22 protein-coding genes and 1 pseudogene are annotated in these 26,494 nt (G+C 71.6%); 12 read left to right on the plus strand and 11 right to left on the minus strand.

Features of this window, described 5'->3' with window-relative positions; translation table 11 throughout:
* Positions 1 to 12 precede the first annotated feature (12 nt).
* Together murJ and ACZ6H8_RS05275 are read right to left on the minus strand one after the other, a co-directional pair.
* Positions 13 to 1,728 carry a murein biosynthesis integral membrane protein MurJ gene (murJ, locus tag ACZ6H8_RS05270; protein WP_464145196.1) on the minus strand — a complete coding sequence of 572 codons (1,716 nt, stop codon included), beginning with the start codon at positions 1,726 to 1,728 and terminating at the stop codon, positions 13 to 15.
* Entirely contained in the window at positions 1,725 to 3,749 is a 2,025-nt protein-coding gene (locus tag ACZ6H8_RS05275) for a DUF6049 family protein (RefSeq protein ID WP_464145198.1), read from the minus strand. Before ACZ6H8_RS05275 ends, murJ begins: the two co-directional genes overlap by 4 nt.
* A gap of 90 nt (positions 3,750 to 3,839) precedes the next feature.
* Here ACZ6H8_RS05275 and ACZ6H8_RS05280 point away from each other — a divergent pair, with 90 nt between their 5' ends.
* The 5 genes from ACZ6H8_RS05280 to rplI all read left to right on the plus strand — a co-directional run bounded on the left by ACZ6H8_RS05280 (position 3,840) and on the right by rplI (position 7,145).
* A complete protein-coding gene (locus tag ACZ6H8_RS05280) occupies positions 3,840 to 5,309 on the plus strand; it encodes a CCA tRNA nucleotidyltransferase (RefSeq protein ID WP_464145321.1) in 1,470 nt (489 codons plus the stop codon).
* Between the two features lie 156 nt (positions 5,310 to 5,465).
* Positions 5,466 to 5,846, plus strand: coding sequence for a 30S ribosomal protein S6 (gene rpsF / locus ACZ6H8_RS05285; protein WP_464145199.1), 381 nt, complete (start codon positions 5,466 to 5,468; stop codon positions 5,844 to 5,846).
* Positions 5,846 to 6,391 (plus strand): single-stranded DNA-binding protein, encoded by a 546-nt coding sequence (locus ACZ6H8_RS05290; protein WP_464145201.1) that lies wholly within the window; start codon positions 5,846 to 5,848, stop codon positions 6,389 to 6,391. Before rpsF ends, ACZ6H8_RS05290 begins: the two co-directional genes overlap by 1 nt.
* A gap of 33 nt (positions 6,392 to 6,424) precedes the next feature.
* Positions 6,425 to 6,679, plus strand: a complete 255-nt coding sequence (gene rpsR / locus ACZ6H8_RS05295) for a 30S ribosomal protein S18 (RefSeq protein ID WP_092503972.1) — start codon at positions 6,425 to 6,427, stop codon at positions 6,677 to 6,679.
* A 13-nt stretch (positions 6,680 to 6,692) separates the two neighbouring features.
* Positions 6,693 to 7,145: a 50S ribosomal protein L9 gene (gene rplI / locus ACZ6H8_RS05300; protein ID WP_464145202.1), complete on the plus strand. Its 453-nt coding sequence runs from the start codon at positions 6,693 to 6,695 to the stop codon at positions 7,143 to 7,145.
* 59 nt (positions 7,146 to 7,204) lie between these two features.
* On the opposite strand, the gene ACZ6H8_RS05305 is transcribed toward rplI, so the two are convergent.
* Positions 7,205 to 7,915: a response regulator transcription factor gene (locus tag ACZ6H8_RS05305; RefSeq protein WP_464145204.1), complete on the minus strand. Its 711-nt coding sequence runs from the start codon at positions 7,913 to 7,915 to the stop codon at positions 7,205 to 7,207.
* Entirely contained in the window at positions 7,912 to 9,147 is a 1,236-nt protein-coding gene (locus ACZ6H8_RS05310) for a sensor histidine kinase (protein WP_464145205.1), read from the minus strand. The genes ACZ6H8_RS05305 and ACZ6H8_RS05310 overlap by 4 nt, the downstream gene beginning before the upstream one ends.
* Positions 9,148 to 9,316: 169 nt before the next feature.
* Here ACZ6H8_RS05310 and ACZ6H8_RS05315 point away from each other — a divergent pair, with 169 nt between their 5' ends.
* The 3 genes from ACZ6H8_RS05315 to ACZ6H8_RS05325 are packed head-to-tail and all read left to right on the plus strand — an operon-like array spanning position 9,317 to position 12,481.
* The gene (locus ACZ6H8_RS05315) at positions 9,317 to 10,336 is read left to right on the plus strand and encodes a tripartite tricarboxylate transporter substrate binding protein (protein WP_464145322.1); all 1,020 of its coding nucleotides are present in this window, start codon (positions 9,317 to 9,319) and stop codon (positions 10,334 to 10,336) included.
* On the plus strand, positions 10,333 to 10,959 hold the full coding sequence (locus ACZ6H8_RS05320) for a tripartite tricarboxylate transporter TctB family protein (protein WP_464145207.1): 627 nt from the start codon (positions 10,333 to 10,335) through the stop codon (positions 10,957 to 10,959). Before ACZ6H8_RS05315 ends, ACZ6H8_RS05320 begins: the two co-directional genes overlap by 4 nt.
* Position 10,960: 1 nt before the next feature.
* Entirely contained in the window at positions 10,961 to 12,481 is a 1,521-nt protein-coding gene (locus tag ACZ6H8_RS05325; protein WP_464145209.1) for a tripartite tricarboxylate transporter permease, read from the plus strand.
* A 196-nt stretch (positions 12,482 to 12,677) separates the two neighbouring features.
* On the opposite strand, the gene ACZ6H8_RS05330 is transcribed toward ACZ6H8_RS05325, so the two are convergent.
* The 3 genes from ACZ6H8_RS05330 to ACZ6H8_RS05340 form a co-directional block, all read right to left on the minus strand.
* Positions 12,678 to 13,868 (minus strand): ElyC/SanA/YdcF family protein, encoded by a 1,191-nt coding sequence (locus ACZ6H8_RS05330; protein ID WP_464145211.1) that lies wholly within the window; start codon positions 13,866 to 13,868, stop codon positions 12,678 to 12,680.
* 50 nt (positions 13,869 to 13,918) lie between these two features.
* Positions 13,919 to 15,835, minus strand: coding sequence for an N-acetylglucosamine-specific PTS transporter subunit IIBC (gene nagE, locus ACZ6H8_RS05335; RefSeq protein ID WP_464145212.1), 1,917 nt, complete (start codon positions 15,833 to 15,835; stop codon positions 13,919 to 13,921).
* Between the two features lie 108 nt (positions 15,836 to 15,943).
* Positions 15,944 to 16,660: a GntR family transcriptional regulator gene (locus ACZ6H8_RS05340; RefSeq protein ID WP_464145214.1), complete on the minus strand. Its 717-nt coding sequence runs from the start codon at positions 16,658 to 16,660 to the stop codon at positions 15,944 to 15,946.
* A 170-nt stretch (positions 16,661 to 16,830) separates the two neighbouring features.
* Between ACZ6H8_RS05340 and ACZ6H8_RS05345 the strand changes: the two genes are divergently transcribed.
* Positions 16,831 to 17,673, plus strand: coding sequence for an HAD family hydrolase (locus ACZ6H8_RS05345; protein ID WP_464145216.1), 843 nt, complete (start codon positions 16,831 to 16,833; stop codon positions 17,671 to 17,673).
* Positions 17,674 to 17,847: 174 nt separating this feature from the next.
* On the opposite strand, the gene ACZ6H8_RS05350 is transcribed toward ACZ6H8_RS05345, so the two are convergent.
* Complete coding sequence (locus ACZ6H8_RS05350) at positions 17,848 to 20,385, minus strand: MMPL family transporter (protein WP_464145218.1); 2,538 nt, start codon at positions 20,383 to 20,385, stop codon at positions 17,848 to 17,850.
* A gap of 113 nt (positions 20,386 to 20,498) precedes the next feature.
* Here ACZ6H8_RS05350 and ACZ6H8_RS05355 point away from each other — a divergent pair, with 113 nt between their 5' ends.
* A complete protein-coding gene (locus tag ACZ6H8_RS05355; protein WP_464145220.1) occupies positions 20,499 to 21,116 on the plus strand; it encodes a TetR/AcrR family transcriptional regulator in 618 nt (205 codons plus the stop codon).
* Between the two features lie 248 nt (positions 21,117 to 21,364).
* Positions 21,365 to 22,708: pseudogene (gene dnaB, locus ACZ6H8_RS05360) on the plus strand (replicative DNA helicase); the annotation flags it as partial.
* 118 nt (positions 22,709 to 22,826) lie between these two features.
* Here the strand turns inward: dnaB and ACZ6H8_RS05365 are convergent.
* The 3 genes from ACZ6H8_RS05365 to ACZ6H8_RS05375 all read right to left on the minus strand — a co-directional run bounded on the left by ACZ6H8_RS05365 (position 22,827) and on the right by ACZ6H8_RS05375 (position 25,104).
* Positions 22,827 to 23,660: an aldo/keto reductase gene (locus ACZ6H8_RS05365; protein WP_464145223.1), complete on the minus strand. Its 834-nt coding sequence runs from the start codon at positions 23,658 to 23,660 to the stop codon at positions 22,827 to 22,829.
* A 140-nt stretch (positions 23,661 to 23,800) separates the two neighbouring features.
* The gene (locus tag ACZ6H8_RS05370; RefSeq protein WP_464145225.1) at positions 23,801 to 24,079 is read right to left on the minus strand and encodes a Fe-S cluster assembly protein HesB; all 279 of its coding nucleotides are present in this window, start codon (positions 24,077 to 24,079) and stop codon (positions 23,801 to 23,803) included.
* Between the two features lie 101 nt (positions 24,080 to 24,180).
* Positions 24,181 to 25,104, minus strand: a complete 924-nt coding sequence (locus tag ACZ6H8_RS05375) for a DUF2510 domain-containing protein (protein ID WP_464145227.1) — start codon at positions 25,102 to 25,104, stop codon at positions 24,181 to 24,183.
* A gap of 177 nt (positions 25,105 to 25,281) precedes the next feature.
* Here ACZ6H8_RS05375 and ACZ6H8_RS05380 point away from each other — a divergent pair, with 177 nt between their 5' ends.
* Entirely contained in the window at positions 25,282 to 26,418 is a 1,137-nt protein-coding gene (locus tag ACZ6H8_RS05380; RefSeq protein WP_464145229.1) for an NYN domain-containing protein, read from the plus strand.
* The last annotated feature ends 76 nt before the right edge of the window (positions 26,419 to 26,494 follow it).

Consider the following 26,494-nt stretch of genomic DNA (forward strand, 5'->3'; position numbering starts at 1 on the left):
CGCCTCCTGAGGTCAGTCCCGACGGGCTGCTGCGCCGTCGCCGCCCACGCTACGGCGGCGGCCTGTGAAGCGCGACAGCACGAGGTCGAGGGTCGACCGGAAGTCGGGGTTGCGCGTGAGGAACAGCAGGCCGAAGTAGACGACCGCCATCGCGAGGCCTGCGAGCGTCGAGGTCACGAGCGCGGGTGCCGTGGCAGAGGTCGCCCACCCGTCGGCGCGGAAGCCCCCGAGCCCCCAGACGACGAGCACGCCGGGGATCGCGGCGATGAGCGCGTATGCGAGGTACTGCAGGTGCCGCTTGGCGATGAGACGGAAGCCGAACGCGCCGATCTTGCGCCGCACGAGCCAGATCCAGACGGAGCAGGAGACGAGGTTGGCGATCGTGACGGCCAACGACGCGCCCGCGACGACCCAGAGGCCGGGCAGCAGGGTGCAGGCCCACAGCAGGGTGAACGTCACGAGCATGCCGAACAACGCGTACAGGAACGGCGTCCTGGTGTCCTCGAGCGCGAAGTACACGCGCTGCAGCACGTACTCGGCGCTGAAGGCCACGAGGCCGATGAGCATGGCCCACAGCACGAACGACGACTGCAGCATGTCCTCGAACGATGCATCGAAGTAGCGCCAGAACGGCACGGAGACGACGGCGAGCACGACGGCGCTGATGGTCGTGAGCATCCCGACGCCGCGCAGCGCTCCGCTCACATCGGCGCGGATGCCCACGAGGTCGCCCCTCGACGCGTGGTGCGACATCCGCGTGAAGTACGCGATCGCGATCGACACCGCGATCACCGAGTGCGGCAACGAGAACACGAACCATGCGTTCTGCATCGTGAACAGGTTCGCGCCGTCCGGGTCGGCGAGGGTCACGACGCGCGACTGCGCGAGCCCCTTGATCTGGCCGATGACGACGACGCCGAACAGCCATCCAGCGCGCTGGCCCGTGGCGCGCAGCCCCACGCCACGCCACCCGAAGTCCAGCTTGAAGGTCATGCCCGTGCGCCGGAAGAGCAGCACCAGCACGAGGGCCTGCACCGCGACGCCCGCGGTCGTGACACCGCCGAGCAGTGCGACGCGATCGGGCGTCCACGCCGCGGGGTCGATCGTGCGGTCGCCGACCAGCAGCAGCACGAGCACGAGACCGGCGATCGAGACGACGTTGTTGAGCACGGGCGCCCAGGTGTACGGGCCGAACTGCCCGCGGGCGTTGAAGATCTCGCCGAGCAGCGTGTACAGCGCGTAGAAGAAGATCTGCGGCAGGCACCAGTAGGCGAGGGCGATCGCGAGGGCCATCTGCTCGCTCGTGAAGCCGCCGTCGTCGCCGCTCGACGCGTACAGGTTCACGAGGACGGGAGCCGCGAGGGTCGCGATGAGCGCGAGCAGCAGGAAGATGGTGCCGCCGAGGGTCAGCAGCTTGCGCACGAACGCCTGGCCGCCGTCGTCGCCGAGGCTGGCCTTCACGATGGCCGGCACGAGCACGGCCGACATGACGCCGCCGGCGACGAGGATGTAGACGTTGTTCGGCAGCTGGTTGGCGAGACCGAACGACGCAGCCGCCTGCGATCCCGTGTTGCCGATGACGACGGCCAGCAAGCCAGCCTTCACGAACCCGAGCAGGCGCGACACCATCGTGCCGGCGGCGAGGATGGCGCTCGATCGCTGCACGCTCGCGGTCCGAGTGCCAGGAGGCGTCTCGGCCGCCGCCGCCTCGTTCGTGGCGTCGGTCATCGTGCTCCCGGGGGGTCGGTGGGTGTGGAGTCCTCGCGCCGTTCGGCAGCGCCGGCGTCGCGCGCCTCGGCGACGGCGAGCTGCTCGGTCCTCGGGTCGATGTCGCCTCGTGCGGTGCCGGCCCGCCGCTTGCGGATGGAGCGGAGGATGCCGAAGCCCAGCAGCAGCGCGGCGGCGAGGGCGACGACGACGAGCAGGATCGTCTCGAAGGCCGGCTGCGCGGTGATGCGCAGCGCGGCGGTGTCGAGCACGACGTCGTCGCGCGTGGTCACCTCCAGTCGCACGACGCCGTCGCCTGCCGCGACGACGTCGACGGGCATCGGCACGCGCACGCGTCCGCCCGCGGGCACGGCGACCTCGATGGGCTCGTCTGGCAGCGAGACGGCGTTCGTGCCGGTGCGGCCGGACAGCAGCACGGTGACGTCGACGTCGAGGGCGTTCTCGAGCGTCACCTGCAGCTCGGCGGGGCTGCCCAGCAGTGCCGTGTCGCCGCCTTCGACGATCGTCACGGGAGCGCGCAGCGGGGCGATGAGCGCCACGAAGCGGTCGAGGGCGCCCGCGTCGTCGTCGCGCGTCGCGGTGGCGATGGCTGCGAGCGCCTGGAGGCGCACGGTGGCGATGAGGGTCGAGGGGTCGTCGAGCGCCGTCGTGACCGACTCGGCGATCGCCATGGCGTCGACGATCGCCTCGATGCGCGCTGCGGCATCCAGCTCGTCCTGCGTCGCGGGGGAGGAGACGAGGGCGCCGTCGCGGGCGGTGTCGCCGAGCGCGACGGCGATGCCGGTCGGCTCGACCCAGTCGACCGATCCGATCGCCTCCTGCAGCGCGAGGGCGGCGGTCGGGTCGGCGTCCGTCGGCAGCGCCGCCACGAGCGTGCGCTGCACGGCGGGCGCCTCGCGCGTGATGGTCGCCAGCAGCGCCATCGTGCGGGCGATGCCGTCGCCGGAGGATGCGGCGTCGGGATCGACCGCGGCGCGCACGAGTCGCTGCAGCTCGGCGTCGGCGGCGAGCACGGATGCGCTGCCGACGGCGACGTGCGCGCTGGGGGTGAGGCGGTCGAGCGTCTCGTCGAGGTCGTCGGTGTCGACGACGACGGTCGAGCCCGCCGCGAGCGTCGCGAGCAGGGCGGCGTCGACCGACGATGCCGTGGCGTCGACGACGGGTGCGAGCGTCGTGGGCACCTCGGCGAGCGTGGCAGGCAGCACGGCCCCCGTCGCGTCCGGGATGCCCGCGATGGTCGGCGCCGGCACGCTGGAGCGCGCGAGCGCCACGGGGTCGGCGCCGCCGTAGGGCAGCGCGTACGTCTGCGGCAGGGCGCGCGCCGCGTCGAGCCATGCGACGGCCTCGTCGGGCGCGGCGTCGCCGAGCGCTGCGATGCTCGCGGGCACGACGGGGTCGATGCCGAACGCGACGCCGCGCTCGGCGACGGCGAGCTGCTCGGCGAGGACGCCGCCATCGGCGACCGCCGCGGCGAGCTCGTCGGCACCGAGGAGCCCGGACTCGGTGGCTGGCGTCGTCGCCTGCATCGACATCGCCAGACGCGTCGAGGCGCCGTCGGGCAGGTCGAGCGTCACGAGCGAGCGGAGGGTGTCGTCGAGACCCTCCACGTCGGCGGCGAGCAGCATCGCGCCGTTCGTGGAGTCCGCCCACGGCAGGTCGTCGGCCGGCACGGTGACCTCGACGCTCGACGCGCCGGCCGGGATGGTCGCGGTCGCGACGGTCGCGAGCCCGGGCGACGAGGTCCCCTCGAGCCACTGCGTCAACGCGGTGCGGGTCGAGAGGGCTCGGGAGCCGAGGAGCACGTCGACGTCGAGGTCGTCGGTCGCGTCGGTGCCGATGCCGACCTCGACCACGAGGTCCTGCCCCGTCTCGAGCACCGGATCGACGGGGGCGACCGAGGGATTCGCATCGTCGACCGCAGCGGCCGCCGTCGTCGGCGCGAGGGCCACGGCTCCGAGCGCGCCGAGCGAGGCGATCGTCATCGCCAGCGCGCGCTGCACGCGCCCACCCGCCGCGAGCATGCCGACAGTCTACGAGCGCTGCGCTGCATCGTCGCCCCGAGCGGCGACGCGCGGCGGCGGGTGCTGGCAGGATGGCTGACCGTGACGAGCATGGCCGAGGCGACCGCACGCCTGCAGGACGTCGCGGCATCCGAGCCGACGACGGTGCTCGCCGATGCGTTCGCCGCAGCCGGCTTCGAGCTGTCGCTCGTGGGCGGGCCGGTGCGCGACGCGCTGCTGGGCAGGGCCACGACCGACCTCGACTACACGACCGACGCGCGAGCGGACGACATCCTGCGCATCGTGCGCCGCATCTCGGATGCGCAGTGGGACGTGGGGCGCGACTTCGGCACGATCGCGTGCCGCATCGCAGGCGAGACCGTCGAGGTCACGACCTACCGGGCCGACGTGTACGACCGGCGCTCGCGCAAGCCGGAGGTGACGTTCGGCGACCGCCTCGAGGACGACCTCGCTCGGCGCGACTTCACCGTGAACGCGATGGCGCTGCAGCTCGTGGCGCGCGTCGACGGCGACGCTGCCGCTCGAGGGCCGGTGGAGCGCGTCGCGCCGCGGCTCGTCGACGTCGGAGGTGGCCTCGAGCATCTGCTCGCCGGCGTGCTCGACACGCCCCAGGCGCCTGAGGACTCGTTCCGCGACGATCCGCTGCGCATGCTGCGCGCCGCGCGCTTCCAGGCGCAGCTGGGGTTCGTCGTGGTCGACCGGGTGCAGCAGGCGATGGCGGATGCCGCGGCGACGATCGACCACATCAGCGCCGAGCGCGTGCGCGACGAGCTCGTGAAGCTGCTGTCGACCTCCGACCCGACGGGCGGGCTTCGCCTGCTGACGGATGCGGGCATCCTCGACCACGTGCTGCCCGAGGTGCCGGCGCTGCGGCTCGAGGTCGACGAGCACGCGCATCACAAGGACGTGTACGAGCACTCGCTCACGGTGCTGCGGCAGGGCATCGCGCTCGAGGCGTCGCGCAACCCGGGCTCCGCGCCCGACGTCGTGTCGCGCCTCGCGGGGCTGCTGCACGACATCGGCAAGCCTGCGACGCGGCATGTGGAGGCAGGCGCCGTCACCTTCTACAACCACGACGTCGTCGGCTCGCGACTCGCGGCGAAGCGGCTGAAGGCGCTGCGCTTCGACAACGACACCGTGAAGGCCGTCGCGCGGCTCGTCGAGCTGCACCTGCGCTTCTACGGCTACATGGACGCGCAGTGGACCGACGCCGCCGTGCGCCGCTACGTGCGCGACGCGGGGCCGCAGCTCGAGCGCCTGCACATCCTCACCCGATCCGACGTCACGACGCGCAACCGGAAGAAGGCGGAGCGGCTCGACTTCGCCTACGACGACCTCGAGCACCGCATCGCCGAGCTGCAGGAGCAGGAGCAGCTCGACGCGATGCGACCCGACCTCGACGGCGAGCAGATCATGGCGATCCTCGGCATCCGTCCGTCGCGTGCGGTGGGCGAGGCGTACCGGATGCTGCTCGACGCCCGCATCGAGCACGGGCAGCTGGGCCCCGAGCGCGCCGAGGCGCTGCTGCGCGAGTGGTGGGCGCAGCGCCCGGCCGACTGACGATCGACCGCTCGTCGCGGCCTGCGACGCGGGTGTGGCGCGGCATGCCGTCGCTGCGCTAGTCTTGGCAGGTTGTCCGGCCACGCCGGGCAGCATGCATACCCTCCTGCTGCAGAACGTCTGCAGCCGTTCGAGTCCGAAGGAGGTGGGTGAAGCATGCATCCCTATGAGCTGATGGTCATCCTCGACCCGGCCATCGACGAGCGCACCGTCGCCCCGTCTCTCGAGAAGTTCCTCGGTGTCATCCGCACCGCAGAGGGCGAGATCGAGAACGTGGACATCTGGGGCCGTCGTCGATTCGCATACGAGATCGACAAGAAGACCGAGGGCATCTACGCCGTCATCGACTTCACCGCGACGCCCGAGGCGACGCGCGAGCTCGACCGACAGCTGGGTCTGTCCGAGGCCGTCATCCGCACGAAGGTCCTCCGTCGTGACGAGGTCATCGCCCAGCGCGCCGAGAAGGCCGCGAAGGACGAGGCCAAGGCAGCACGCGCAGCAGCGCGTCCGGCGAAGACGACGCCCGAGGCAGCCTGATGGCTGGCGAGACGATCGTCACGGTCGTCGGCAACCTCACTGCCGACCCCGAGCTGCGCTACACGCAGAGCGGTCTCGCCGTCGCGAACTTCACCATCGCCTCCACCCCGCGCACGTTCGACCGTCAGGCGAACGAGTGGAAGGACGGCGAGGCGCTGTTCCTCCGCGCGTCGGTGTGGCGTGAGTTCGCCGAGCACGTCTCGCAGAGCCTCACCAAGGGCAGCCGCGTCATCGCGCAGGGTCGCCTGAAGCAGCGGTCGTTCGACACGCAGCAGGGCGAGAAGCGCACCGTCATCGAGCTGGAGGTCGACGAGATCGGCCCCAGCCTCCGCTACGCGACCGCGCAGGTCACCCGTTCGCAGGGTGGCGGCGGCGGCAACCGCGGCGGCGGCCAGTTCGCCGGTGGCGGTCAGCAGCAGGGCGCCGTCGCGGACGAGCCGTGGGGTCAGCCCGCTGCTCAGCCCTCCGGCGCGACGCAGGGGGGCCAGGGCGGCGACGTCTGGGGCGCACCCGGCACCTCCTACAACGACGAGACGCCCTTCTAGGGCCGTCAGCAAGACAAGAGAGCAGGAAGCACTATGGCTGGAAAGCCGCAGGGCCGCCGGGGTCGTGGACCCAAGGGCGGGAAGCCGGTCGCACCGGCGAAGGCCATCACCGTCGGCGTCATCGACTGGAAGGATGTCGCGACGCTGAAGAAGTTCATCTCGGAGCGCGGCAAGATCCGTGCCCGTCGCATCACCGGCGCATCGGTGCAGGAGCAGCGTCTCATCGCGAAGGCGATCAAGAACGCCCGCGAGATGGCGCTCCTGCCGTACTCCGGCGCCGGGCGCTGAGGAAGGATCTGACATGGCGAAGGTCATTCTCACGAACGAGGTCTCCGGCCTCGGCATCGCAGGCGACGTCATCGAGGTGAAGAACGGGTACGCCCGCAACTACCTCGTGCCGCAGGGCTTCGCGACGCCGTGGACCCGCGGTGGCGAGAAGCAGGTCGAGCAGATCAAGTCGGCCCGCGCCGCGCGCGAGCACGCGACGATCGAGGAGGCGCAGGACCTCAAGCTCAAGCTCGAGGCCACCGCGCTCCGTCTCGCCGTCAAGGCGGGCAAGGAGGGTCGTCTCTTCGGCTCGGTGCAGACGCAGGACATCGCGAACGCGGTGTCGGAGCAGGGCCTCGGCTCGCTCGACAAGCGCGTCATCACCATCCCGACCCCGATCAAGGTCACGGGCACGCACAAGGCGACGGCGCGTCTTCGCGACGACCTCGTCGCGAGCATCACGCTCGAGGTCGTCGCCGCCAAGTAGGCGCGACCGACACGCATCGAGGGCCGCATCCCATGAGGGGTGCGGCCCTCGCTGCATGCTCAGGGCGACGGTGCGAGCCGGTACAGCACCTCGGGCCGACCACGGCGGCCGTACCGGTGCGCGAGCGCGATGGCGCCCGACGCGACGAGGTGCTCGAGGTAGCGCCTGGCCGTGGCGCGCGACACGCCCGCCGCCGCTGCGACCTCCGTCGCCGACGCGGTCGCCACGGGGTCGAGCGCTGCGAGCACGCGATCGAGCGTCGGCTCGCTGAGCCCCTTCGGCAGCGGCGTCGGCGTGGGCACCGGTGCCACGGTGCGCAGCGAGCCGGTCGAGAGCAGGCGATCCACCTCACCCTGCGCGAGCGGCACGTCGCGGTCGGCGGCGTCGCGCGCGCGCCGCTCCGCCGCGTACGCGAGCAGCCTCGCCTGCAGCACCTCGCGGTCGAACGGCTTGATGAGGTAGCCGACGACGTGCGCGGCGAGCGCCTGCCGCACCGTCACCTGGTCGCGCGACGAGCTGACGACGAGCACGTCGGTGCCCGTCGCGCCGGCGATGCGCATGCGATGCAGCACCTCCACGCCGCTGATGTCGGGCAGCCGCATGTCGAGCAGCACCAGATCGACGCCGTGCGCGACGAACCCGAGCGCTGCGCGCCCGGATGCCGCAGAGCCCACGACCGCGAACCCGTCCATCGCCGACACCCATCGCGCATGCAGCGCTCGCGCACCCGCGTCGTCGTCGACGACGAGCACGCGGACGGGTGCGGTCACGACGTCACCGCCATCTCGACGTCGAGGCGGGCGCCGCCGAGCGCCGAGCGCCCCACGACGACCGACCCGTCGCGGTCGGCGACCGTGCGGCGCACGACGTCGAGCCCGATGCCCCTCCCGAGCCCCGTCGCATCGTGCCGCGACGACCAGCCGCGGGCGAAGATGCGGTGCGCGTCGCCGGGGTCGATGCCGTGGCCGTCGTCCTCGACCGCGATGACGACGGTGCCGCCGCGCACCTCCAGCGTCGCGCGCACGAGCGTCGCGCCCGCCTCCGCCGCGTTCCTGCACAGGTTCGTCAGCACGAGCAGCACGTCGTCGTCGAGCGCGACGTCGTCGTCGACGCGCAGCTCGAGCAGCGCGCCGTGCGCGTCGAGCTCGCTGCGGACGGCCTCGATCGTCGCCGTCGCGACCGCGCCGCGCCGAGGAGCCGACGCGCCCGCCGTCCGCGTGAGCGCCGGCGTCACCGCGTCGATGTACGCCACGGCGTCGTCGCCCTGCCCCTGCGCGACGAGCCCGCGCACGACGTGCAGGCGCGTGCCGAACTCGTGCGCCTGCTCGCGCAGCGCATCCGTCGTCCTGCGCATCTGCGTCGCCTCCGCGTCGACGGCGTCCGCATGCCGAAGCCTGCGCGCGATCGCGACCGACAGCAGGACGCTCGCGAGCGTCGCGGCGAGCAGCGCCCCGAGGCTCCACGGCAGCAGGTCGCCGAACGCCCGCTCGCGGTCGGCAGCGATCTCCGACTCGAGCACCCCGACGGCGACCATGCCGATCACGATGCCGTCGGCGTCGCGGATCGGCACCTTCGCCCGCAGCGTCGGCCCCGACGGGCCCGTCTCGGTGCCGACGAACTCCTCGCCGGCGAGCACGAGCTCCGTCGTCGTCTCCACGAGCTCGCCGCGCTCGGCTGCGCTCGGATGCGTGATGCGCACGCCCTCGTCGTCGGTCACGACGACGTAGGAGACGCCTGCCGAGTCCTCGACGAGCGACGCGATGGGCTGCAGCGCCGACGTCGCAGCCTGGAGGTCGACGTCGTCTGCGAGGTCGTCAGGCGAGCCGGCATCGACGACGGAGGTCACCGCATCCTGCACCTCCGGCAGCGTCGCGAGGCTCCTCGCGACGCCCGACACCTGCTCGACCACGCCCGTGCGGATGCTCTGCTCCTGCACGGCGGCGGCGATGCCGGTCGTGATGCCCGTCGCGGCGAGCACGATGACGCTCGGCAGCGCCAGCACGGCGATGCGACCGGCGCGCGAGGAACGGCTGACCGTGACGCACCTCCTCGTCGACGACGCCGTGAGCGTCAATGAGCACAATCCCGTCGGCGGCCATGCGGTCGCGTCGGCGGCTGCCATCGTACTTCTCGACCTGCGCGACGACGACGTGCGCGGGAGGGGAGCGATCATGGATGAGCAGCCAGAGACGGCACCGCGTGCGACGCTCCGCGGTCGCCGCACCGCCAGACGCGTCATCGGCGGGGTCATCGCCGCAGCGTCGATCGGCGTCGCGGGCTACGGCTCGATCACGTCGGCAGCCGCGGGCGGAGACCCGACGCGTGCGCTGACGATCGTCGCGCCAGCGGCCGCGGGTGGCGGCTGGGATGGCGCGGCCCGTGCGATGCAGCAGGCGCAGCGCGCGAACGGCATCGTCAACTCCGTGCAGGTCGTGAACATGCCCGGCGCCGGCGGCACGATCGCGCTCGGCAACGTCGCACGCCTCGAGGGGCAGACGGACACGCTGCTCATCGGCGGCACGGGGCTGCTCGCCGCCGAGATCCAGTTCGGCTCCGCCGCCACCCACGATGACATCACGCCACTGGCCGTCACCGTCGAGGAGTACGACGTCATCGTCGTCCCAGCCGACTCGCCGTTCGAGACGCTCGACGACCTCGTGACCGCATGGGCCGAGTCGCCAGGCTCGGTGCCGTGGACCGGCGGCGGGTCGTTCGACCAGCTCGTCATGACCGAGCTCGCCGTCTCGGCAGGCATCGAGCCGACCGACACGAGCTACATCCCGTCCGACGGTGGCGGCGAGGCCATCCAGGCCCTGCTGAACGGCACGGCCGCCGCGGCGGCGGGCGGGTATCCCGACAACATCGACCAGATCGAGTCCGGCAGGCTGCGGGCCCTCGCGCTCGTCGCAGCGGAGCCCGTCGACGGCATCGACATCCCCACCGCCGCCGAGCAGGGCTACGACGTGAGCCTCACGAACTGGCGCATGGTCGCAGCCCCCGGCGGGCTCGACGACGAGCAGACGCAGGCCCTGACCGACATCGTGCTCGAGACGCTCGAGACCCCGGAGTGGGCCGACGCGCAGGAGCGATACCACTGGAGCGAGCGGATCATCACGGGCGACGACCTGCAGTCGTTCCTCGACGAGGAGCGCGACCGCATCGAGACGCTGTACGAGGAGCTGGGACGATGAGGATGCAGAGCAACCCGACGGCGTCGTCGGCGGTCGTCGGCCAACGGCTGTCGTTCCGCGCTGGCCCTGGCCGCGCCGCCGAGCTCGCGAAGGAGCTCACGGTGCCCGCCCTGCTCACGGCGTTCGCCGCGTACCTCATCGTCGGCATCGTGACGATGCAGGTGCCGGAGGGCACCTCGTTCCCCGGGCCGCAGTTCTTCCCCGGGCTCATCGTCGCGGCGCTGCTGCTGCTGTCTGCGCTGCTCGTCGTGCGCTTCGTGCGCGCAGACCGCGCAGCGCAGCGGCAGGCGGCAGACGACGTCGCCGCCGCCGTGCTGCTCGACGTGCGCGGCGACGAGATCGAGCAGGCCCAGACGTCGGAGCCCGACAGGAAGGTGCGCATCGACGTGCGCTCCCTCGCGTGGGTCGTGCTGTCGTTCGCGGGCTTCGCGCTGCTGCTCGACGTGCTCGGGTGGATCGTCGCAGCGGGTCTGCTGTTCCTCGGCGTCGCGAAGGGGCTCGGCGCGGACGGCTGGCTTCGCCCGTTGCTCATCGGGCTCACGGTGAGCTCGCTCAGCTACATCGCGTTCGACATGCTGCTCGAGCTGTCGCTGCCCTCCGGCATCGTCGGATGGGGGTTCTGACATGGACGTGCTCGCACTCCTCGCCGACGGGTTCGCAGGAGCCCTCACGTGGCAGAACCTCATCTGGGTCGTCGTCGGCTGCCTCCTGGGCACCGCCGTCGGCGTCCTGCCCGGCCTCGGCTCGTCGATGGCGGTGGCGCTGCTGCTGCCCGTGACGTTCTCGCTCGACCCGACCGCGGCGTTCATCATGTTCGCCGGCGTCTACTTCGGCGGGCTGTTCGGCGACTCCACCATGGGCATCCTCATGAACACGCCCGGCCAGGCATCGGCGATCGCGTCGACGTTCGAGGGCCACAAGATGGCGCTGAACGGTCGGGCGGCGCAGGCGCTCGCGACCGCGGCGATCGGCGCGTTCGTCGGTGGCTTCATCGCCTCGATCGCCGTGGTGTTCCTCGCGCCGGCGCTCGCGTCGTTCTCGGCGAGCTTCGGCCCTGCCGAGTTCTTCGCGCTCGCGCTGTTCGCGTTCGTCACGACGTCGTCCGTCGTGACCGACGACGCGTTGAAGGGTCTGGGCGCGCTGTGCGTGGGCCTCGGCATCGCGGTGATCGGCATCGACGGCATCTCGGGCGCGCCGCGATTCACGATGGACGTGCCCGAGCTGTTCGACGGCATCTCGCTCGTCACCGTGACGGTCGCGATCCTCGCGCTCGGCGAGGTCATCTACGTCGCGTGCCTCGCGCGCCACCTGAAGGACGGCAGGATCGTCGAGCCGAAGGGGCGGCCGTGGCTGTCGAAGCGGGAGCTGCGCGAGGCGGCGCCTGCGTGGCTGCGCGGCACCGCGATCGGCCTGCCGTTCGGCGTCGTGCCCGCCGGTGGCTCGGAGATCCCCACGTTCCTCGCGTACGGCGTCGAGAAGCGTCTGGATGCGCGTCGCAAGGATCCGCAGTTCGGGAAGGGCGCGATCCGCGGCCTCGCGGCCCCCGAGGCGGCAGGCAACTCGACGACGGGCATGGCCATGGGCGCCCTGCTGTCGCTGGGGCTGCCGATCTCGGCGACCGCGGCCATCATGCTCGCGGCGTTCCGCCAGTACGGTCTGCAGCCGGGGCCGCTGCTCTTCGATCGCGCACCGGATCTCGTGTGGGCGCTGCTGGCGAGCTTCTTCATCGCGATGGTGGTGCTGCTCATCATCAACCTGCCGTTCGCGATGGTGTGGGCGAAGCTGCTGCGCATCCCGCGCGCGTACCTGTACGCGGGCATCGCGGTGTTCTGCGGGCTCGGCATCTACGCGACGAGCGGCTCGACGTTCGACCTGCTCATGCTGCTGGGCATCGGCATCGTCGGGTTCCTCATGCGCGCGCTCGACGTGCCGCTCGCGCCGCTCATCATCGGCATGGTGCTCGGCCCGCTCGCCGAGACGAGCCTGCGCGACGCTGCGCTCAGCGCCGACGGCGACCTGACGGTGCTCGTGCAGAGCCCCATCCCGGTCGTGCTGTACGCGGTGCTGGCGATCGTGCTCGCCGCCACGGTGCGGAGCCGCGTCGTCGCGCGTCGCCGGGCGAGGCGGGAGCTCGTCGACGCCTGACGCGCGCTGCTGCCTCCCACCCCGCTGGGTGCGCTGCGCCGACAACCCGCCCCTCAGGGAGCGGGTGGGAGGCCTCGGGTTGGAGCAGGGGGTCGTTGCCCCGGCGCGCGAGCGGCACGACCTGCGCCGCGCGGGCTGGGTTTCGCGCTCGCACCTGTGGGAGCGGACGCCGATGGCACCCGCTCCCACGGCGCTGCTAGCGCTGCAGGCCGGGGAAGGCCCACACGCCGGAGGCGCGCAGCAGGTCGCGGTAGATCACGAGCTGCTCCTGGGGCGTGACCTCGGCGGCCTCCTCGGCGGAGTCGTAGTCCATCGCGACGACGTTCGTGAGCTCGTCACCCGTGACGTCGAGCCCCATGGCCGGGCCGAGGGAGCCTGCGACCTCGTCGAAGATCGTGATGGCGCGACGCATGTGCGATGCGCTCGAGATGACCGTGACGGTCTCGATGTCGTGGTCGGCGGCGAGACGCAGCGAGAACATCGCGTTCTCGACGGTGTCGGTCGCGAGGGCCTCCTGCACGATGCGGTCCTCGTCGACGCCCTGCTCGACGAGCCACTCGGTCATGGCGCTCGCCTCGGTCACGCCCTCCTGCGGCACGCCGCCGGAGACGATGAGCGTCGAGTCCGGGTACGCCTCGGCCGCCTCGAGCGCGACGTCGAGCCGGTCGAGCAGCGTCTGCTCCATCGAGCCGTCGTCGGCGAGCGCGTACCCGAGCACGACGAACGCGTGGCCCTGCTCCGGCAGGTCGGTCGGCACGTCCTCGACGAGCGCGAGGTCGGCAGCGGATGCAGCAGCGTCGAGGCTCGCGATGTCGTCGGCGGCACGCTCGGGGTCGATGCGCTGCAGCTCGACCACGTGGGCGAGGTAGCCGTCCTCGTCGCCGGATGCGCGGCTGTACGCGGCGGCGCGCAGGTGCGCGTCGTACGCGTCGGGGTCGAGCACGACGATCTCGTCGAGCGTGGCGATCGCGGCCTCCACGTCGTCCTGCAGCAGCTGCGCCGAGGCGAGCCCGTAGCGCAGGTCGAGGTCGTAGGGGTCGATCTCGACGGCCTGCCCCATCGCCTCGGCGACGACGTCGTAGTCGCCATGCAGCGTGACGCCCTGGAAGAACTCCTCCTCGACCTCGGTGAGGTCGCCGCCGTCCCAGTAGTAGTGCATCGCGATGTCGGTGAGCGCCTGCACGCGCTCGGAGGTGGGCGAGGCGTTGTCGACGGCGTCGAAGAGCTCCTCGACGCTCGGCTCGCCGTCGGTCTGCTCGGCGCCGGCGCCGCCCCCGTCGTCGGAGCAGCCGACGAGCGCGATGGCGGTCGCGGCGACGAGCGGGATCGCGAGCGACGCGCGAAGGCCCCGCCTCCGTCGATCGATTCGGGTGATGGTCGAGCGCATGCTCTCTCCTCCGGTTCGGTTCGGGTGGCGGGGCCTCGCGGCGAGCTGGGCTACCGCAGTCGCAGCTCGGTGTCGCCGCCGTTCAGCACGATCACGGGCGTCACGGTGGGGTGGCCGGCTGCGCGGATGGCTGCGAGGTCGAAGCGCAGCAGCGGCGTGCCCTCGGTGACCTCGTCGCCGACCGCGACGAGCGTCTCGAAGCCCGATCCGCCCATCTCGACGGTGTCGATGCCGACGTGCACGAGCAGCTCGACGCCGTCGGACAGCACGAGCGCGACGGCGTGGCCCGTGGGGAACACGTGCGCGACGGTGCCGTCTGCGGGTGCCACGACGGTGTCGCCCGTCGGCTCGATCGCGACGCCGGGGCCCATGATGCCGTCTGCGAAGGTCGCATCGGGCACCTGGCTCAGCGGCACGATGGCGCCCTCGACGGGCTGGCGCAGCGTGAGCACCGTGGCGGTCGCGACCGTCGAGGCGCCGGAGCCGCCCGAGGACTCGACCGCGGCATCGACCTCCGCGGCAGACGGCGTCTCGACGCGACCGGCGATGAGGTCCTCCATCGCATCCTTCACGAACTGCACCTCGAGGCCGTAGATGACCTGCACCGACCTGCCGCCGGGCTTCATGACGCCAGCGGCACCCGCTCGGCGGATGGCGGCGTCGTCGACCTTCGACACGTCGGCGATCTCCATGCGCAGGCGCGTGGCGCAGTTGTCGAGGTCGACGACGTTGTCCTTGCCGCCGAGGCCGGCGAGGATGGCGGCCGCCTGCGCGGTGAACTTCGACGGGCCCGAGCCGCCCTCGACGCCGATCTCCTCGTCCTCCCGGCCCGGGGTCTTCAGGTCGAAGCGCTTGATGAGGAAGTAGAAGACGACGAAGTAGATGGCGAACCAGGCCACGCCCATCACGAGGATGATCCACGGGTTCTGCGCCAACGGGTTCACCCAGTTGAGCACGAGGTCGATGAATCCGCCCGAGAAGCCGAAGCCCATGCGCACGGGCAGCATGGCGGCGATCGCCATGGAGATGCCGGTGAACGCGGCGTGCAGCACGTACAGCGGCGGTGCGAGGAACATGAAGGCGAACTCGAGCGGCTCGGTGACGCCGACGAAGAACGATGCGAATGCCGACGCGATGAGGATGCCGGCGGTCACCTTGCGACGGGTGGTCTTCGCGGTGAGGTACATCGCGAGGGCAGCGCCGGGGAGGCCGAACATCATGATGGGGAAGAAGCCCGTCATGTACTGGCCGGTGACGCCGTACGTGCCGGTGTTGTTGAGGAAGTTGCCGAGGTCGTTGATGCCGGCGACGTCGAACCAGAACACCGAGTTGAGCGCGTGGTGCAGGCCGGTGGGGATCAGCAGGCGGTTGAAGAAGCCGTAGATGCCCGCGCCGACGGGGCCGAGACCCAGCAGCAGCTCGCCGAAGGCGACGAGGCCGCCGAAGACGAGCGGCCAGACGAAGAACAGCACGAGCGCGACGACGAGCGACGCACCAGCGGTGACGATGGCGACGGATCGCTTGCCGGAGAAGAACGACAGCGCCGTCGGCAGCTGCACGTCCTTGAAGCGGTCGAAGCAGAAGGCGCCGATGAGGCCCGCGAGGATGCCGATGAAGGCGTTCTCGATGTTGCCGAAGGCGGGGTTCACGTCGGCGACGTCTGCGGCGCCCGTGAGGCCCTGGACGGTCGCGGGGTCGAGGAGGCGCGTGATGACGAGGTACGAGACGAGACCGGCGAGGGCTGCCGTGCCGTCCGACTTCGACGCCATGCCGAATGCGACGCCGATGGCGAAGAGCAGCGGGAGGTTGTCGAGCAGCGCGCCGCCCGCGGCTGCGAAGAACGCGGATGCGACGTTCTCGCCCGCGGCGGTGTCGATCCAGAATCCGATGCCGGAGAGGATCGCCGCGACGGGCAGGACGGCGATCGGCAGCATGAGCGACTTGCCGAGCCTCTGAAGGAACTTCATGGTGCGACTCCATGGGAAGGGGAGGGGGATTGCAGGGACTCTACCCGCGGTCGCACCCGTGGTCTAGACCAGCGCAGGTCTCGATCCGGTCTCGCTCTCCGAGAGGCGTCAGCCCAGCGGCAGCGTGAGCCGCTCGGCGAGCGGGAAGGTCAGCTCGTACCGGTCGGCGGGGAACGTGACGCGCGAGTACTCGACGGGCACGCCATCCGACACGGCCGTGCGCGAGAGCCGCAGCACGGGATACGTCGGGGCGATCTCGAGCACCTCGACCTCCTCGGCGCTCGGCAGCGCCGCGGTCACGACCTCGACGCCCTCCGTCGGCAGCAGGTCGAGCCGCTCGAGCAGCTCGTACAGGCTGCCCTCGGCGGCCTCCCTGTCGAGCTCGGGCACGAGGGCAACGGGCAGCCAGGCGTCCTCGAGCGCGAGCGGCCGGTCGTCGCCGAGGCGCAGCCTGCGCAGATGCACGGTCTCGGCGTCGTCGGCGAGCGCGAGGTGCGCCGACACCTCCGCGGGCCGCTCGGTGCTGCGCGCATACGACAGCACCCGCGTCTCGGGTCGCATGCCGTGCTCGCGCACGGCGCTCGCGAACGACCGCAGTCGCACCTGCAGCGACACCGGGGGAGCGAGGCGCTCGGTGCCGACGCCGCGACGCGTGCGCACGAGACCCTCGCGCTCGAGCACGTCGATCGCGGCGCGCACCGTCATGCGGGCGACGCCGAGCTCCGCAGCCAGGGTGCGCTCGGCCGGCAGCAGCTCGCCGGGCGCGAGCGCGGCGACGCGGTCGCGCACGCCCTGCAGCGCCGTCGCCCCGCTCACCCGTGCCATGCCGACCAGCATCCCACCGTCGCCCGTGAGGACGACATGGATGACGTTCGAACGTGTCGGGGCCGGCGTGGATCGCGCATGCGACCATGGATGCAGACCTCAGGCTGCGACGGCGCAGACCCTCCACGGGCCACGGGCCCCCGACCTGCAGCCAGGAGCACGCACCTTCCATGACGTCCACCGACGCCCTCGCGACCGCCCATCCGTTCGACGACGCCGACATCCGCCTCATCGTCTCCGACATGGACGGCACGCTGCTCGACGAGCACGGTGCCGTGCCGGACCGGCTCTGGAGCCAGCTCGAGCGGCTGCGGGAGCGCGGCATCGTGTTCGCGCCTGCGAGCGGCAGGCAGTACGCGGCGCTGCACGATCTCTTCGAGCCGGCGATCGAGGGCATGGTCGTCATCGCCGAGAACGGCTCGATCGTCATGCAGGACGGCGTCGAGCTGTCGTCGGTGACGATCGAGCGCGAGGGCGCCGCCGCGATCGTGCGCACCCTGCGGGGACTCGCGGCCGACGGCGCCGACCTCGGCATCGTGCTGTGCGGCAAGCGCGGCGCGGTCGCCGAACGCAGCGACGAGGCGTTCGTCGCTGCGGCCGGGCAGTACTTCTCGGCGCTCGAGGTCGTCGACGACGTGCTCGAGCACGACGACGAGATCCTGAAGCTCGCCGTCATCGACTTCCACGACGCCGTCGCGGTCGCCGCGGGCCTCGCTGCCTTCTCGGCGACGCACCAGATCGTCGTGTCGAGCCACCGATGGGTCGACATCATGTCCCGGACGATCGACAAGGGCGTCGCAGTGCGTGCGCTGCAGGATCGCCTGGGCATCGACGCGTCGCAGACGGCCGTGTTCGGCGACTACCTCAACGACCTGCAGATGCTCGACGCCGCCGAGCACTCGTTCGCGATGGCCAACGCGCATCCGACGGTGCGCGAGCGTGCGCGCCACGTCGCAGGCTCGAACGTCGAGCACGGCGTCGTCGAGGCGATCGAGCGGCTGCTGACGCGCTGACGTCCCGCCGCGCTGCGTCAGCCGCGCCCGCCCCGTTCGGATCGCGTTTCGCAGGCGATCCCGGGGGTTCGAGGGAAGATGCCCCTCAGACCACCCTGATCGCCTGCGAAACGCACATCCGCGGGGTCGTGACGAAGGGCCCCGACCATCCGGTCGGGGCCCTTCGCGCATCCGTCAGTCCTTCGTGGGCGCCGAGCGCACCTCGGCGGCCGCGAGCTCCGCGGTCGTCGGGTGCGGCGTGCGGCCGGCGTCGCGCTCGAGGCTCGAGCCCTCGACGTCGACGTTCGGCAGGATGCGGTCGAGCCAGCGCGGGATCCACCACGCCGAGCGGCCCAGCAGGTGCATGACGGCTGGGATGAGCAGCATGCGCACGACGAACGCGTCGAACAGCACGCCGATGGCGAGGCCGAAGCCGAACGGCCGCACCATCGCCATGTGCGAGAAGACGAAGCCGCCGAAGACGGAGATCATGATGATCGCCGCCGCCGTGACGACGGGTGCGCCGTTCCGCAACCCCGCGACGACCGCCTCCTTCGCCCGCGAGCCGTGCACGAACGCCTCGCGCATGCCGGAGACGAGGAACAGCTGGTAGTCCATGGCGAGGCCGAACAGCACGCCGGTGATCACCACGGGCGCGAAGCTCAGCACAGGGCCGGGGTCGTGCACGCCGAACAGCTCGCCGAGCCAGCCCCACTGGTACACGGCCGTCACGGCGCCGAGCGCCGCGAACAGCGACAGCGCGAAGCCGATCGTCGCCACGAGCGGCACGAGGATCGACCGGAACACGATCAGCAGGATGAGGAACGACAGCCCGATCACGATCGCCACGTACGTCGGCAGCGCGTCGCCGATCGTCTCCGACAGGTCGATGTTGCCGCTCGCGGTGCCTGCGACGCCGTACGACTCGACGCCGTCGATCGGGGTGGCGTCGCGCAGCGCGTGCACGAGGTTCTCGGTCGAGACGCTCGCGGGGCCCTCGGCGGGCACGAGCTGGAAGACGAGGAAGTCGTCGTCCTCGCCGACGCCGACGGGTGCGACGGCCTCGACGTCGTCGATGCCCAGCAGCTCCTCGGCGATCGCCGCCTGCGTCGTGACGATCTCGTCGTCCTCGAGCGGGGCGTCGAGTCGCGCCGAGACGACGAGCGGACCGTTCAGGCCCTCGCCGAACTCGTCGGCGGTCGTCTGGTACGCGGCGTACTGCGTCGAGTCCTGCGGCTCCGCCGAGCCGTCGGGCAGGCCGAGGCGCATCGACAAGGCGGGGATGGCGATGACCGCGAGGGCCGCGACCGCGAGGACGACCCGCAGCACGGCGACGCCGGAGCGCATCGGCTTCGGGTGCGACTCCTGCACCGGGTCGGCTGCGACGCGGGCGCGCTCCTTGCGCGTGAGCACCTTGTCGCCCATGAGCGACAGGACGGCGGGCGTCAGCGAGATCGCGACGAGCACGGCGACGGCGACGCACCATGCGCCCACCGAGCCCATGACGCCGAGGAAGCCGATGCCGGTCACGTTGAGCGCGAGCAGCGCGATGACGACCGTGGCGCCGGCGAAGACGACGGCGGTGCCCGACGTGCCGTTGGCGAGGGCGACGGACTCGCGCACGTCGAGGCCGCGCCGCATCTGCGTGCGGTGCCGGTTGACGATGAACAGCGTGTAGTCGATGCCGACGGCGAGGCCGAGCATGACGCCGAGCACGGGCGTGATCGAGGTCATCTCGACGACGTCCGACAGCGCGAGCGCCGAGGTGACGCCGACGCCGATGCCGATGAGCGACGAGACGATCGGCAGCATCGCAGGCAGCAGCGCGCGCAGCATGATGAGCAGCACGATGGCGGCGACGACGACGCCGATGATCTCGGCGGGGCCGACGAGGTCGGAGACGTTCGTGGTGAGCTCCGCGGAGGCGTCGACCGTGACGCCGTCGATGTCGGCACCGTCGATGAGCTCGACGATCGCCGCCTTGTCCTCGGCCGGCACCTCGTAGGCGCTCGTGTCGAACTGGATGATGCCGATGGCGGCGCTGTCGTCGTCTGCGACGAACTGCAGGGCGTCGGAGGCCTCGAGCAGCGTCCGACCGGCTGTGAGCTGCTCGGCGCCGGCGTCGAGCTCCGCCTGGCCGGCGTCGAGCTGCGCCTGCTGGTCGTCGATCTGGGCCTGACCGGCCTGCAGCTGCTGCTGCTGCGCGAGCAGCTGCGCCTCGGCGGGCGTGCCCGCCGCCTGCGCGAGCGCCGCCTCGAGCTGCGTGGCGTTCGCGTCGAGCTCGGCCTGGCCCGCGTCGAGCTGCGCCTGGCCGGCGTCGAGCTCGGCCTGCCCCGACTCGAGCTGCGCGGCGGAGTCGTCGAGCTGCGTCGCCTGGTCGGCCCGCTGCTGCTGGGTCTCGAACGGGTCGACCGTCGTCTCGACGGAGTCGACGTCGCCGATCTCGGCGAGCAGGTCGGCGATGCCGGTGCGCTGCGCGTCGGTCAGGGCGCCGCCGTCGTCGGTCGAGAAGACGACGTTGGCGGTGCCGGTGCTCTGGCCACCGAGCTCCTCTGCGATCTCGTCGCCGACCTGCTGCGTCTGCGTGCCGGGGATCGTGACGTTCGTCGCGAGCGTGCCGCCGAATCCGAGGAACGCGGCGACGCCGGCGGCGAGCAGCACGGCCCACGTGACGATCACGACCCATGCACGACGGGCGGCGAAGCGCCCCAGGCGGGCGAGGAGGAGTGCCATGGATGCCTTTCGACGGCGGAAGCGGATGCACGGCACGACGTCGGGCCTCCCCGATGCTATCCGACACGTGTCGGAGAAGCGACACCTGTCGCAGACATGACAGGATCGTCGCCGTGGACCCCAGGATCGCGCGCACCCGGCAGAGCCTGCAGCAGGCGCTGCTGGCCCTCGCGCGCGAGCGATCCCTCGACGCGATCTCCGTCGCCGACATCGCTGCGCGCGCCGGCGTGCACCGATCGAGCTTCTACCAGCACTACGCCGACAAGGAGACGCTGCTGGCCGACGCCATCGACAGCGCCGTCGACGAGGCGGCCGAGCGGTCGCAGGCGACGCGGCTCGCGCAGGGTGCGGGCGTCGCGCCCGACGAGGCGCAGATCCTCGACACCCTCACGGTCTTCCTCGAGCACGCGAGCGCCAACGCCTCGCTGTTCCGTCGCGTGCTGGGCCCGCACGGCTCGTCGCTCGCGACGGCGCGCATGCGCGACCGCATCGACGGCATCGTCCGCGAGGGCGTCGAGCAGGCGCGTCGCTCGGGCAGCGTGCCGGGCACCGTCGTGCCGGTCGACCTCGAGGTCGCCGCGGTGTCCGGCGCGGCGATCGCGGCGGTCGCGACGTGGCTCCACATGCGCCCGCGCCCCGCGCCGACGCAGGCTGCGGCGTGGATCTGGACCCTGCTGTCCACATCCCTCATCCCGGTCGCACTCACAGACCCAACCCTCGACGTGCACTGAAGGTCAGTTTCCACCGGCCTCCTGTGGAAACTGAAACGCCCGGTCACAGGGTGGTAATGGCGCATTCGGCGAAGAGTTCTCACAGAGTTCTCCACAGGACGGGCGTCGATGTGGGCGGTTGCACCCACAGTTGTCCACATCTCGTCCACAGGCGCACCGCGTGTCGTCAACAGGCTCGGCTTGGTGACCTGCACGCCCGGCTCCTACAGTGACGTGTTCGACGCGAACGAGGCAGAGCGGGAGGCGCAGTGACCGACGTTGCAGAGCTGGGCGTCGACGAGTATCGCCGAGACCGCACGCCCCCGCACGACGTCCTCGCCGAGCAGTCCGCGCTCGGCGGCATGATGCTCTCGAAGGATGCGATCGCCGACTGCATCGAGGTCGTCCGCGGTCCCGACTTCTACCTGCCGAAGCACGAGCTCGTCTACGAGGCGATCCTGTCGCTCTACTCCCACGGCGAGCCCGCAGACGTCATCGCCGTCTCCGACGAGCTGCAGAAGGCCGCCCAGCTGTCGCGCGTCGGCGGCATCGAGTACCTCTACTCGCTGACGTCGGTCGTGCCGACCGCGGCGAACGCCGGCTACTACTCGACGATCGTCGCCGAGAAGGCCGTGCTGCGACGCCTCGTCGAGGCCGGCACGCGCATCGTGCAGATGGGCTACAACGCCGAGGGCGAGGTCGTCGACCTCGTCAACAACGCGCAGGCCGAGGTGTACGCCGTGAACGGCGGCCAGCAGTCCGAGGACTACGTGCCGCTGTCGGTCGCGATGGTGTCGGCCATCGAGGAGATCGAGGCCGCGAAGGGTCTCGACGGGCAGATGACGGGCGTGCCCACCGGCTTCCGCCAGCTCGACGAGCTCACGAACGGCTTCCATCCCGGCCAGCTCATCATCGTCGCGGCGCGTCCAGGCTTCGGCAAGTCGACGATCGCGCTCGACTTCTCCCGCGCCGCGGCCATCAAGGCCGACGTGCCCACGTGCTTCTTCTCGCTCGAGATGTCGAAGTCCGAGATCGCGATGAAGCTGCTCTCGGCCGAGTCGAGCATCCACCACCACAAGATGCGCAAGGGCACGATCGAGCCGCGCGACTGGACGACGCTCGCGCAGGTGCGCGGCCGCATCAACGACGCACCGCTCTACATCGACGACAGCCCCAACCTCACGCTCGTCGAGATCCGCGCGAAGTGCCGTCGCCTGAAGCAGCAGATCGGCCTCGGCATGGTCGTCGTCGACTACCTGCAGCTCATGACGAGCGGCAAGAAGGTCGAGTCCAGGCAGCAGGAGGTCTCGGAGTTCTCGCGATCGCTCAAGCTGCTCGCGAAGGAGCTGCAGGTGCCGGTCGTCGCCCTGTCGCAGCTGAACCGTGGTCCGGAGCAGCGTGCAGACAAGAAGCCTGCCGTCTCGGACCTGCGCGAGTCGGGCTCGCTCGAGCAGGACGCCGACATGGTGATCCTGCTGCACCGCGAGGACGCCTACGCGCCAGACATCCGCCCCGGCGAGGCCGACATCATCGTGGGCAAGCACCGTGGTGGTCCGACGGCGACGATCGCGGTGTCGTTCCAGGGTCACCTGTCGCGCTTCGTCGACATGGCCAGCGACGGCCCGTCCTTCGGTGGCGGTCCGCCCCCCATGCCGCCGGGCGGCATGGGGGGCGGCCAGGGCGGCATCGGCGGCCCGCCTCCGGGCGGCGGCTTCTAGCGCGCGGCGGCCGCTACATCTCCTCGTGCCGCTCCGGGTCGCCGTCCCACAGGCGTCCGCGGGCGAGGCCCGAGATGGCGCGCACCTCGTCGTCCGTGAGGGTGAAGCCGAAGACGTCGGCGTTCTCTCGCTGCCGCTCTGGGTTCGCCGACTTGGGGATGGGCGTCGTGCCCAGCTGCGTGTGCCAGCGCAGCACCGCCTGCGTGGGCGTGACGTCGTGCGTGCCTGCGACGTCGGCGACGACCCGCTCGGTGAGCAGCTCGCTGCGACGAGCGAGGGGGCTCCACGACTCGGTGCGGATGCCGTGCTCGGCGTGGAAGGCACGCAGGTGCGACTGCGGGAAGTACGGGTGCAGCTCGACCTGGTTGACGGCGGGCATGACGCCCGTGGCGTCGGCGACGCGCGTGAGCATCTCCTCCGTGAAGTTCGAGACGCCGACGGAGCCCAGCACGCCCTCGTCGCGCAGCGCGACGAGCGCGCGGAACGTGTCGACGTAGCGGTCGACCGAGGGATTCGGCCAGTGGATGAGGTGCAGGTCGATGCGGTCGAGGCCGAGGCGTTCGAGCGAGCCTGCGACGCTCGCGCGCGTCTCGTCGTAGCCGTGGTCGCGGCCGGGCACCTTCGAGGTCACGAGGATCTCGTCGCGAGGCACGCCGCTGGAGCGCACCGTCTCGCCGACCTCGGCCTCGTTGCCGTAGTTCACTGCGGTGTCGAGCAGCCGGTAGCCGACGTCGATCGCGGAGCGGATGGCGGCGATGCCGTCGTCACCGTCGAGCTTGTAGGTGCCGAAGCCGAGCTCAGGGAAGGCGGTGCCGTCGGCGAGGGGCACGGTGGGGATGCGCAGCATGGCTCCATGCTGCCGTGTGGCGGGGGCGAGCGACAGGGCTCGCGCATCACGGCCGCGACGTGCCACGGCACGCGAAGGGGGCACGAACCATCGGTCCGTGCCCCCTTCGTCGCGGACGTCGGCGCGAGCCGACGGCCCGGTCAGACCTGCTGCGCGATGGTGAACGTCACGCGGCCGGCGTCGTCGGGTGCTGCGTCGAGCACCTTGTCGGCGAGCGCGGCGGTGGCCGCGTCATCGAGGAAGACGCGGGCGCCCGAGGCGTCGAGCACCTGGTCGCCCTCGGCCGGGGCGGGCGCGACGCCCACGTTCAGCTGGTCGCCGTCGGCGCCGCTGATGCGCAGGCCTCCGGTCTCGGCGTCGTCGGACTGGCCGACGATGCCGGTGATGACGGTCTGGGCGGTCTCGGTCAGGGTGAGCATGGATGCTCCTCTCGGATCGCGAGCACGCCACGATGCCGAGGATCGGCGCACGATGCAACCCCGCGGCGCCGACCTCGGGCGTGTCGCGCCTGCTGCTCGCGTCAGCGGCGCGTCACCGAGACGTCGACCTCGAGCGGGTCGTCGTTCTGGTACTCCTCGACGGTCAGCACGTAGGTGCCCGCGTCGAGATCCTCCTCGATGAGCGAGTTCGGGTAGCCGCCACCATCGTCGTCGCGCCATTCCTCGCCGGTCGCCGAGACGAGCGTGAGCACGGGGTCCTCGTCGTTGGCCGTGTTCGCAGCGATGGCGTACGAGCCGGGCTCGGTGATGACGAGCTCGAGCTGCGTCGTCGTGCCCACCGGCACCGAGACACGGTACGTCTCGCCGATCTCGAGGTCGCCGCCACCCGTGCCCCCACCCTGCGCGACCGGCTCCGGGGCGCCGCCGATGAGGTTCGAGATGCCCCAGATGCCGAGCCCGCCGACGACGACCAGCAGCAGCAGCACGCCTGCGCCGATGCCGACGAACAGGCCGGTGCGGCTCTTCTTCGGCTGCTGGCCGTACTGGTTCCACTGCTGCGCGCCCTGCGAGGCGTCCTGGGGTGCGCCGTACTGCGGCGTCGGCTGCGCCTGCTGCTGCCACGCGGGCGTCGTGCCCTGCTGCCATGCGGGCGTCGCATCCTGCTGACCCCACGATGCGTCGGTGCCCTGGCCGTACGACGGTGCGGATGCCGATGCGGCGGGCGCGCTCCAGCTCGGCTCGGATGCCGTGAACGACTGCTGACCCCAGTCGTTGCCGGGCGTGGGCGACCACTGGCCGTCGTCTGCGGTGCCGGGCGCGACGGCGTCGGCCGGGCCGGTGCCGGCGGTGTCTGCCGTGCCGGACGCGTCGGCGTCGTCTCTCGGCCGGAAGCGGTCGTCGGTGCCTGCGGCATCCTGCGACGGCGCCCACTGCGCGCCATCCCACCAGCGCGTGGCGCCCTCGCGCTCGGGGTCGGGGTACCAGCCGGCGGGGGTCGTGCTCACGTCGAGTCTCCTCATGCGCATCGTCGCCTGCGCGACGTCGAGACGGCCGTCCGCTGCCCGACGGCCCGAGGGGATGCTACTCCGGCGGCGCTGGGAGGGCACGAGTCGCCTCGCCGGGCGTCGCGGCGACGAGGCGCGGGCGACGATGCGACACTGGTGGTCGCCGAAAGGGGCACCATGATCGATCCGGCAGACTCACGCGTCGCCGTCTACATCGACTTCGACAACATCGTGATCTCGCGATACGACCAGCTGCACGGCAGGGGTACCTTCCACCAGCAGCGCGTGAAGTCGGTGCAGCGCGGGTCGTCGGATGCCGCGCTCGTGACGCGGATGGAGCAGGCGACGGTCGACGTGGGCGCGATCCTCGACTACGCGGCGTCGTTCGGCACCCCGGTGATCTCGAAGGCGTACGCCGACTGGTCGGTGGCGGTGAACGCCGGCTATCGGCAGCAGCTGCTCTCGCGCGCCGTCGACCTCGTGCAGCTGTTCCCGACGACGCGCGGCATCAAGAACGGCGCCGACATCCGCCTCGCGGTCGACGTGATGGAGGACCTCTTCCGCCTGCCCGACATCACGCACGTCGTGATCGTGGCTGGCGACTCCGACTACATCGCCCTCGCGCAGAAGGCGAAGCGGCTCGGCCGGTTCGTCGTCGGCATCGGCGTGGCCGGCTCGACGTCGAAGTCGCTCGCCGCCGCATGCGACGAGTTCGCCGACTACGACGACCTGCCGGGCGTCGAGCGCCCCGTCATCCCGCCGCGGGGTGCTGGCCGTGCAGAGCCCGCCAAGACGGAGGGTGCGAAGGCCGACGACGCGAAGCCGAGCGAGTCGAAGGCCGACGACGCGAAGTCGGGCGAGGCCAAGGCCGACGAGCCGAGGACCGGGGGTCGCCGCCGCAGGCCGAAGGCCGAGCAGGAGGCGGAGGCCGCGCCCGCAGCCGCCGGCACCGACGAGACGACGCAGCCTGCCGCGCAGACGAAGCCGCCCGTCGAGCCCGCACGCCCGGCCGAGCGCGACATCGTCGAGTTCGACGATGACGACGACGAGGACGGCGCCGACCCGATCGGCGACGCCGAGGAGGCCGCCGCGGCGCTGCTCGAGCGTGCGCTGCGCGTGAGCCACGCCAAGGACGACGACGAGTGGCTGCACGCCAACGTCGTGAAGGCGCAGATGAAGCGCATGGATCCGTCGTTCAACGAGAAGACGCTCGGCTACCGCACCTTCACCGACTTCGTCGTCGCGCACGAGCAGCTCACGCAGATGCGCGAGGCAGGGCAGGCCCGCCTCATCCGCCTGCGGTCCAAGGACTGATCCTCCGAGCGGATGAGGTCGCGTGGGCGACCTCGTCCGCTCGCCCGACGCGGCGGCAGCACCCGCGCGGCGAGGC

The organism is Agrococcus sp. AC640b, from assembly GCF_979255995.1.

What these genes read in the sequence shown, in the direction of transcription:
- murJ (WP_464145196.1), bottom strand. Translation starts at nt 1,728, where the DNA reads ATGACCGACGCCACGAACGAGGCGGCGGCGGCCGAGACGCCTCCTGGC.
- ACZ6H8_RS05275 (WP_464145198.1), bottom strand. Translation starts at nt 3,749, where the DNA reads ATGCTCGCGGCGGGTGGGCGCGTGCAGCGCGCGCTGGCGATGACGATC.
- ACZ6H8_RS05280 (WP_464145321.1), top strand. Translation starts at nt 3,840, where the DNA reads ATGGCCGAGGCGACCGCACGCCTGCAGGACGTCGCGGCATCCGAGCCG.
- rpsF (WP_464145199.1), top strand. Translation starts at nt 5,466, where the DNA reads ATGCATCCCTATGAGCTGATGGTCATCCTCGACCCGGCCATCGACGAG.
- ACZ6H8_RS05290 (WP_464145201.1), top strand. Translation starts at nt 5,846, where the DNA reads ATGGCTGGCGAGACGATCGTCACGGTCGTCGGCAACCTCACTGCCGAC.
- rpsR (WP_092503972.1), top strand. Translation starts at nt 6,425, where the DNA reads ATGGCTGGAAAGCCGCAGGGCCGCCGGGGTCGTGGACCCAAGGGCGGG.
- rplI (WP_464145202.1), top strand. Translation starts at nt 6,693, where the DNA reads ATGGCGAAGGTCATTCTCACGAACGAGGTCTCCGGCCTCGGCATCGCA.
- ACZ6H8_RS05315 (WP_464145322.1), top strand. Translation starts at nt 9,317, where the DNA reads ATGGATGAGCAGCCAGAGACGGCACCGCGTGCGACGCTCCGCGGTCGC.
- ACZ6H8_RS05320 (WP_464145207.1), top strand. Translation starts at nt 10,333, where the DNA reads ATGAGGATGCAGAGCAACCCGACGGCGTCGTCGGCGGTCGTCGGCCAA.
- ACZ6H8_RS05325 (WP_464145209.1), top strand. Translation starts at nt 10,961, where the DNA reads ATGGACGTGCTCGCACTCCTCGCCGACGGGTTCGCAGGAGCCCTCACG.
- ACZ6H8_RS05330 (WP_464145211.1), bottom strand. Translation starts at nt 13,868, where the DNA reads ATGCGCTCGACCATCACCCGAATCGATCGACGGAGGCGGGGCCTTCGC.
- nagE (WP_464145212.1), bottom strand. Translation starts at nt 15,835, where the DNA reads ATGAAGTTCCTTCAGAGGCTCGGCAAGTCGCTCATGCTGCCGATCGCC.
- ACZ6H8_RS05340 (WP_464145214.1), bottom strand. Translation starts at nt 16,660, where the DNA reads ATGGCACGGGTGAGCGGGGCGACGGCGCTGCAGGGCGTGCGCGACCGC.
- ACZ6H8_RS05345 (WP_464145216.1), top strand. Translation starts at nt 16,831, where the DNA reads ATGACGTCCACCGACGCCCTCGCGACCGCCCATCCGTTCGACGACGCC.
- ACZ6H8_RS05350 (WP_464145218.1), bottom strand. Translation starts at nt 20,385, where the DNA reads ATGGCACTCCTCCTCGCCCGCCTGGGGCGCTTCGCCGCCCGTCGTGCA.
- ACZ6H8_RS05365 (WP_464145223.1), bottom strand. Translation starts at nt 23,660, where the DNA reads ATGCTGCGCATCCCCACCGTGCCCCTCGCCGACGGCACCGCCTTCCCT.
- ACZ6H8_RS05370 (WP_464145225.1), bottom strand. Translation starts at nt 24,079, where the DNA reads ATGCTCACCCTGACCGAGACCGCCCAGACCGTCATCACCGGCATCGTC.
- ACZ6H8_RS05380 (WP_464145229.1), top strand. Translation starts at nt 25,282, where the DNA reads ATGATCGATCCGGCAGACTCACGCGTCGCCGTCTACATCGACTTCGAC.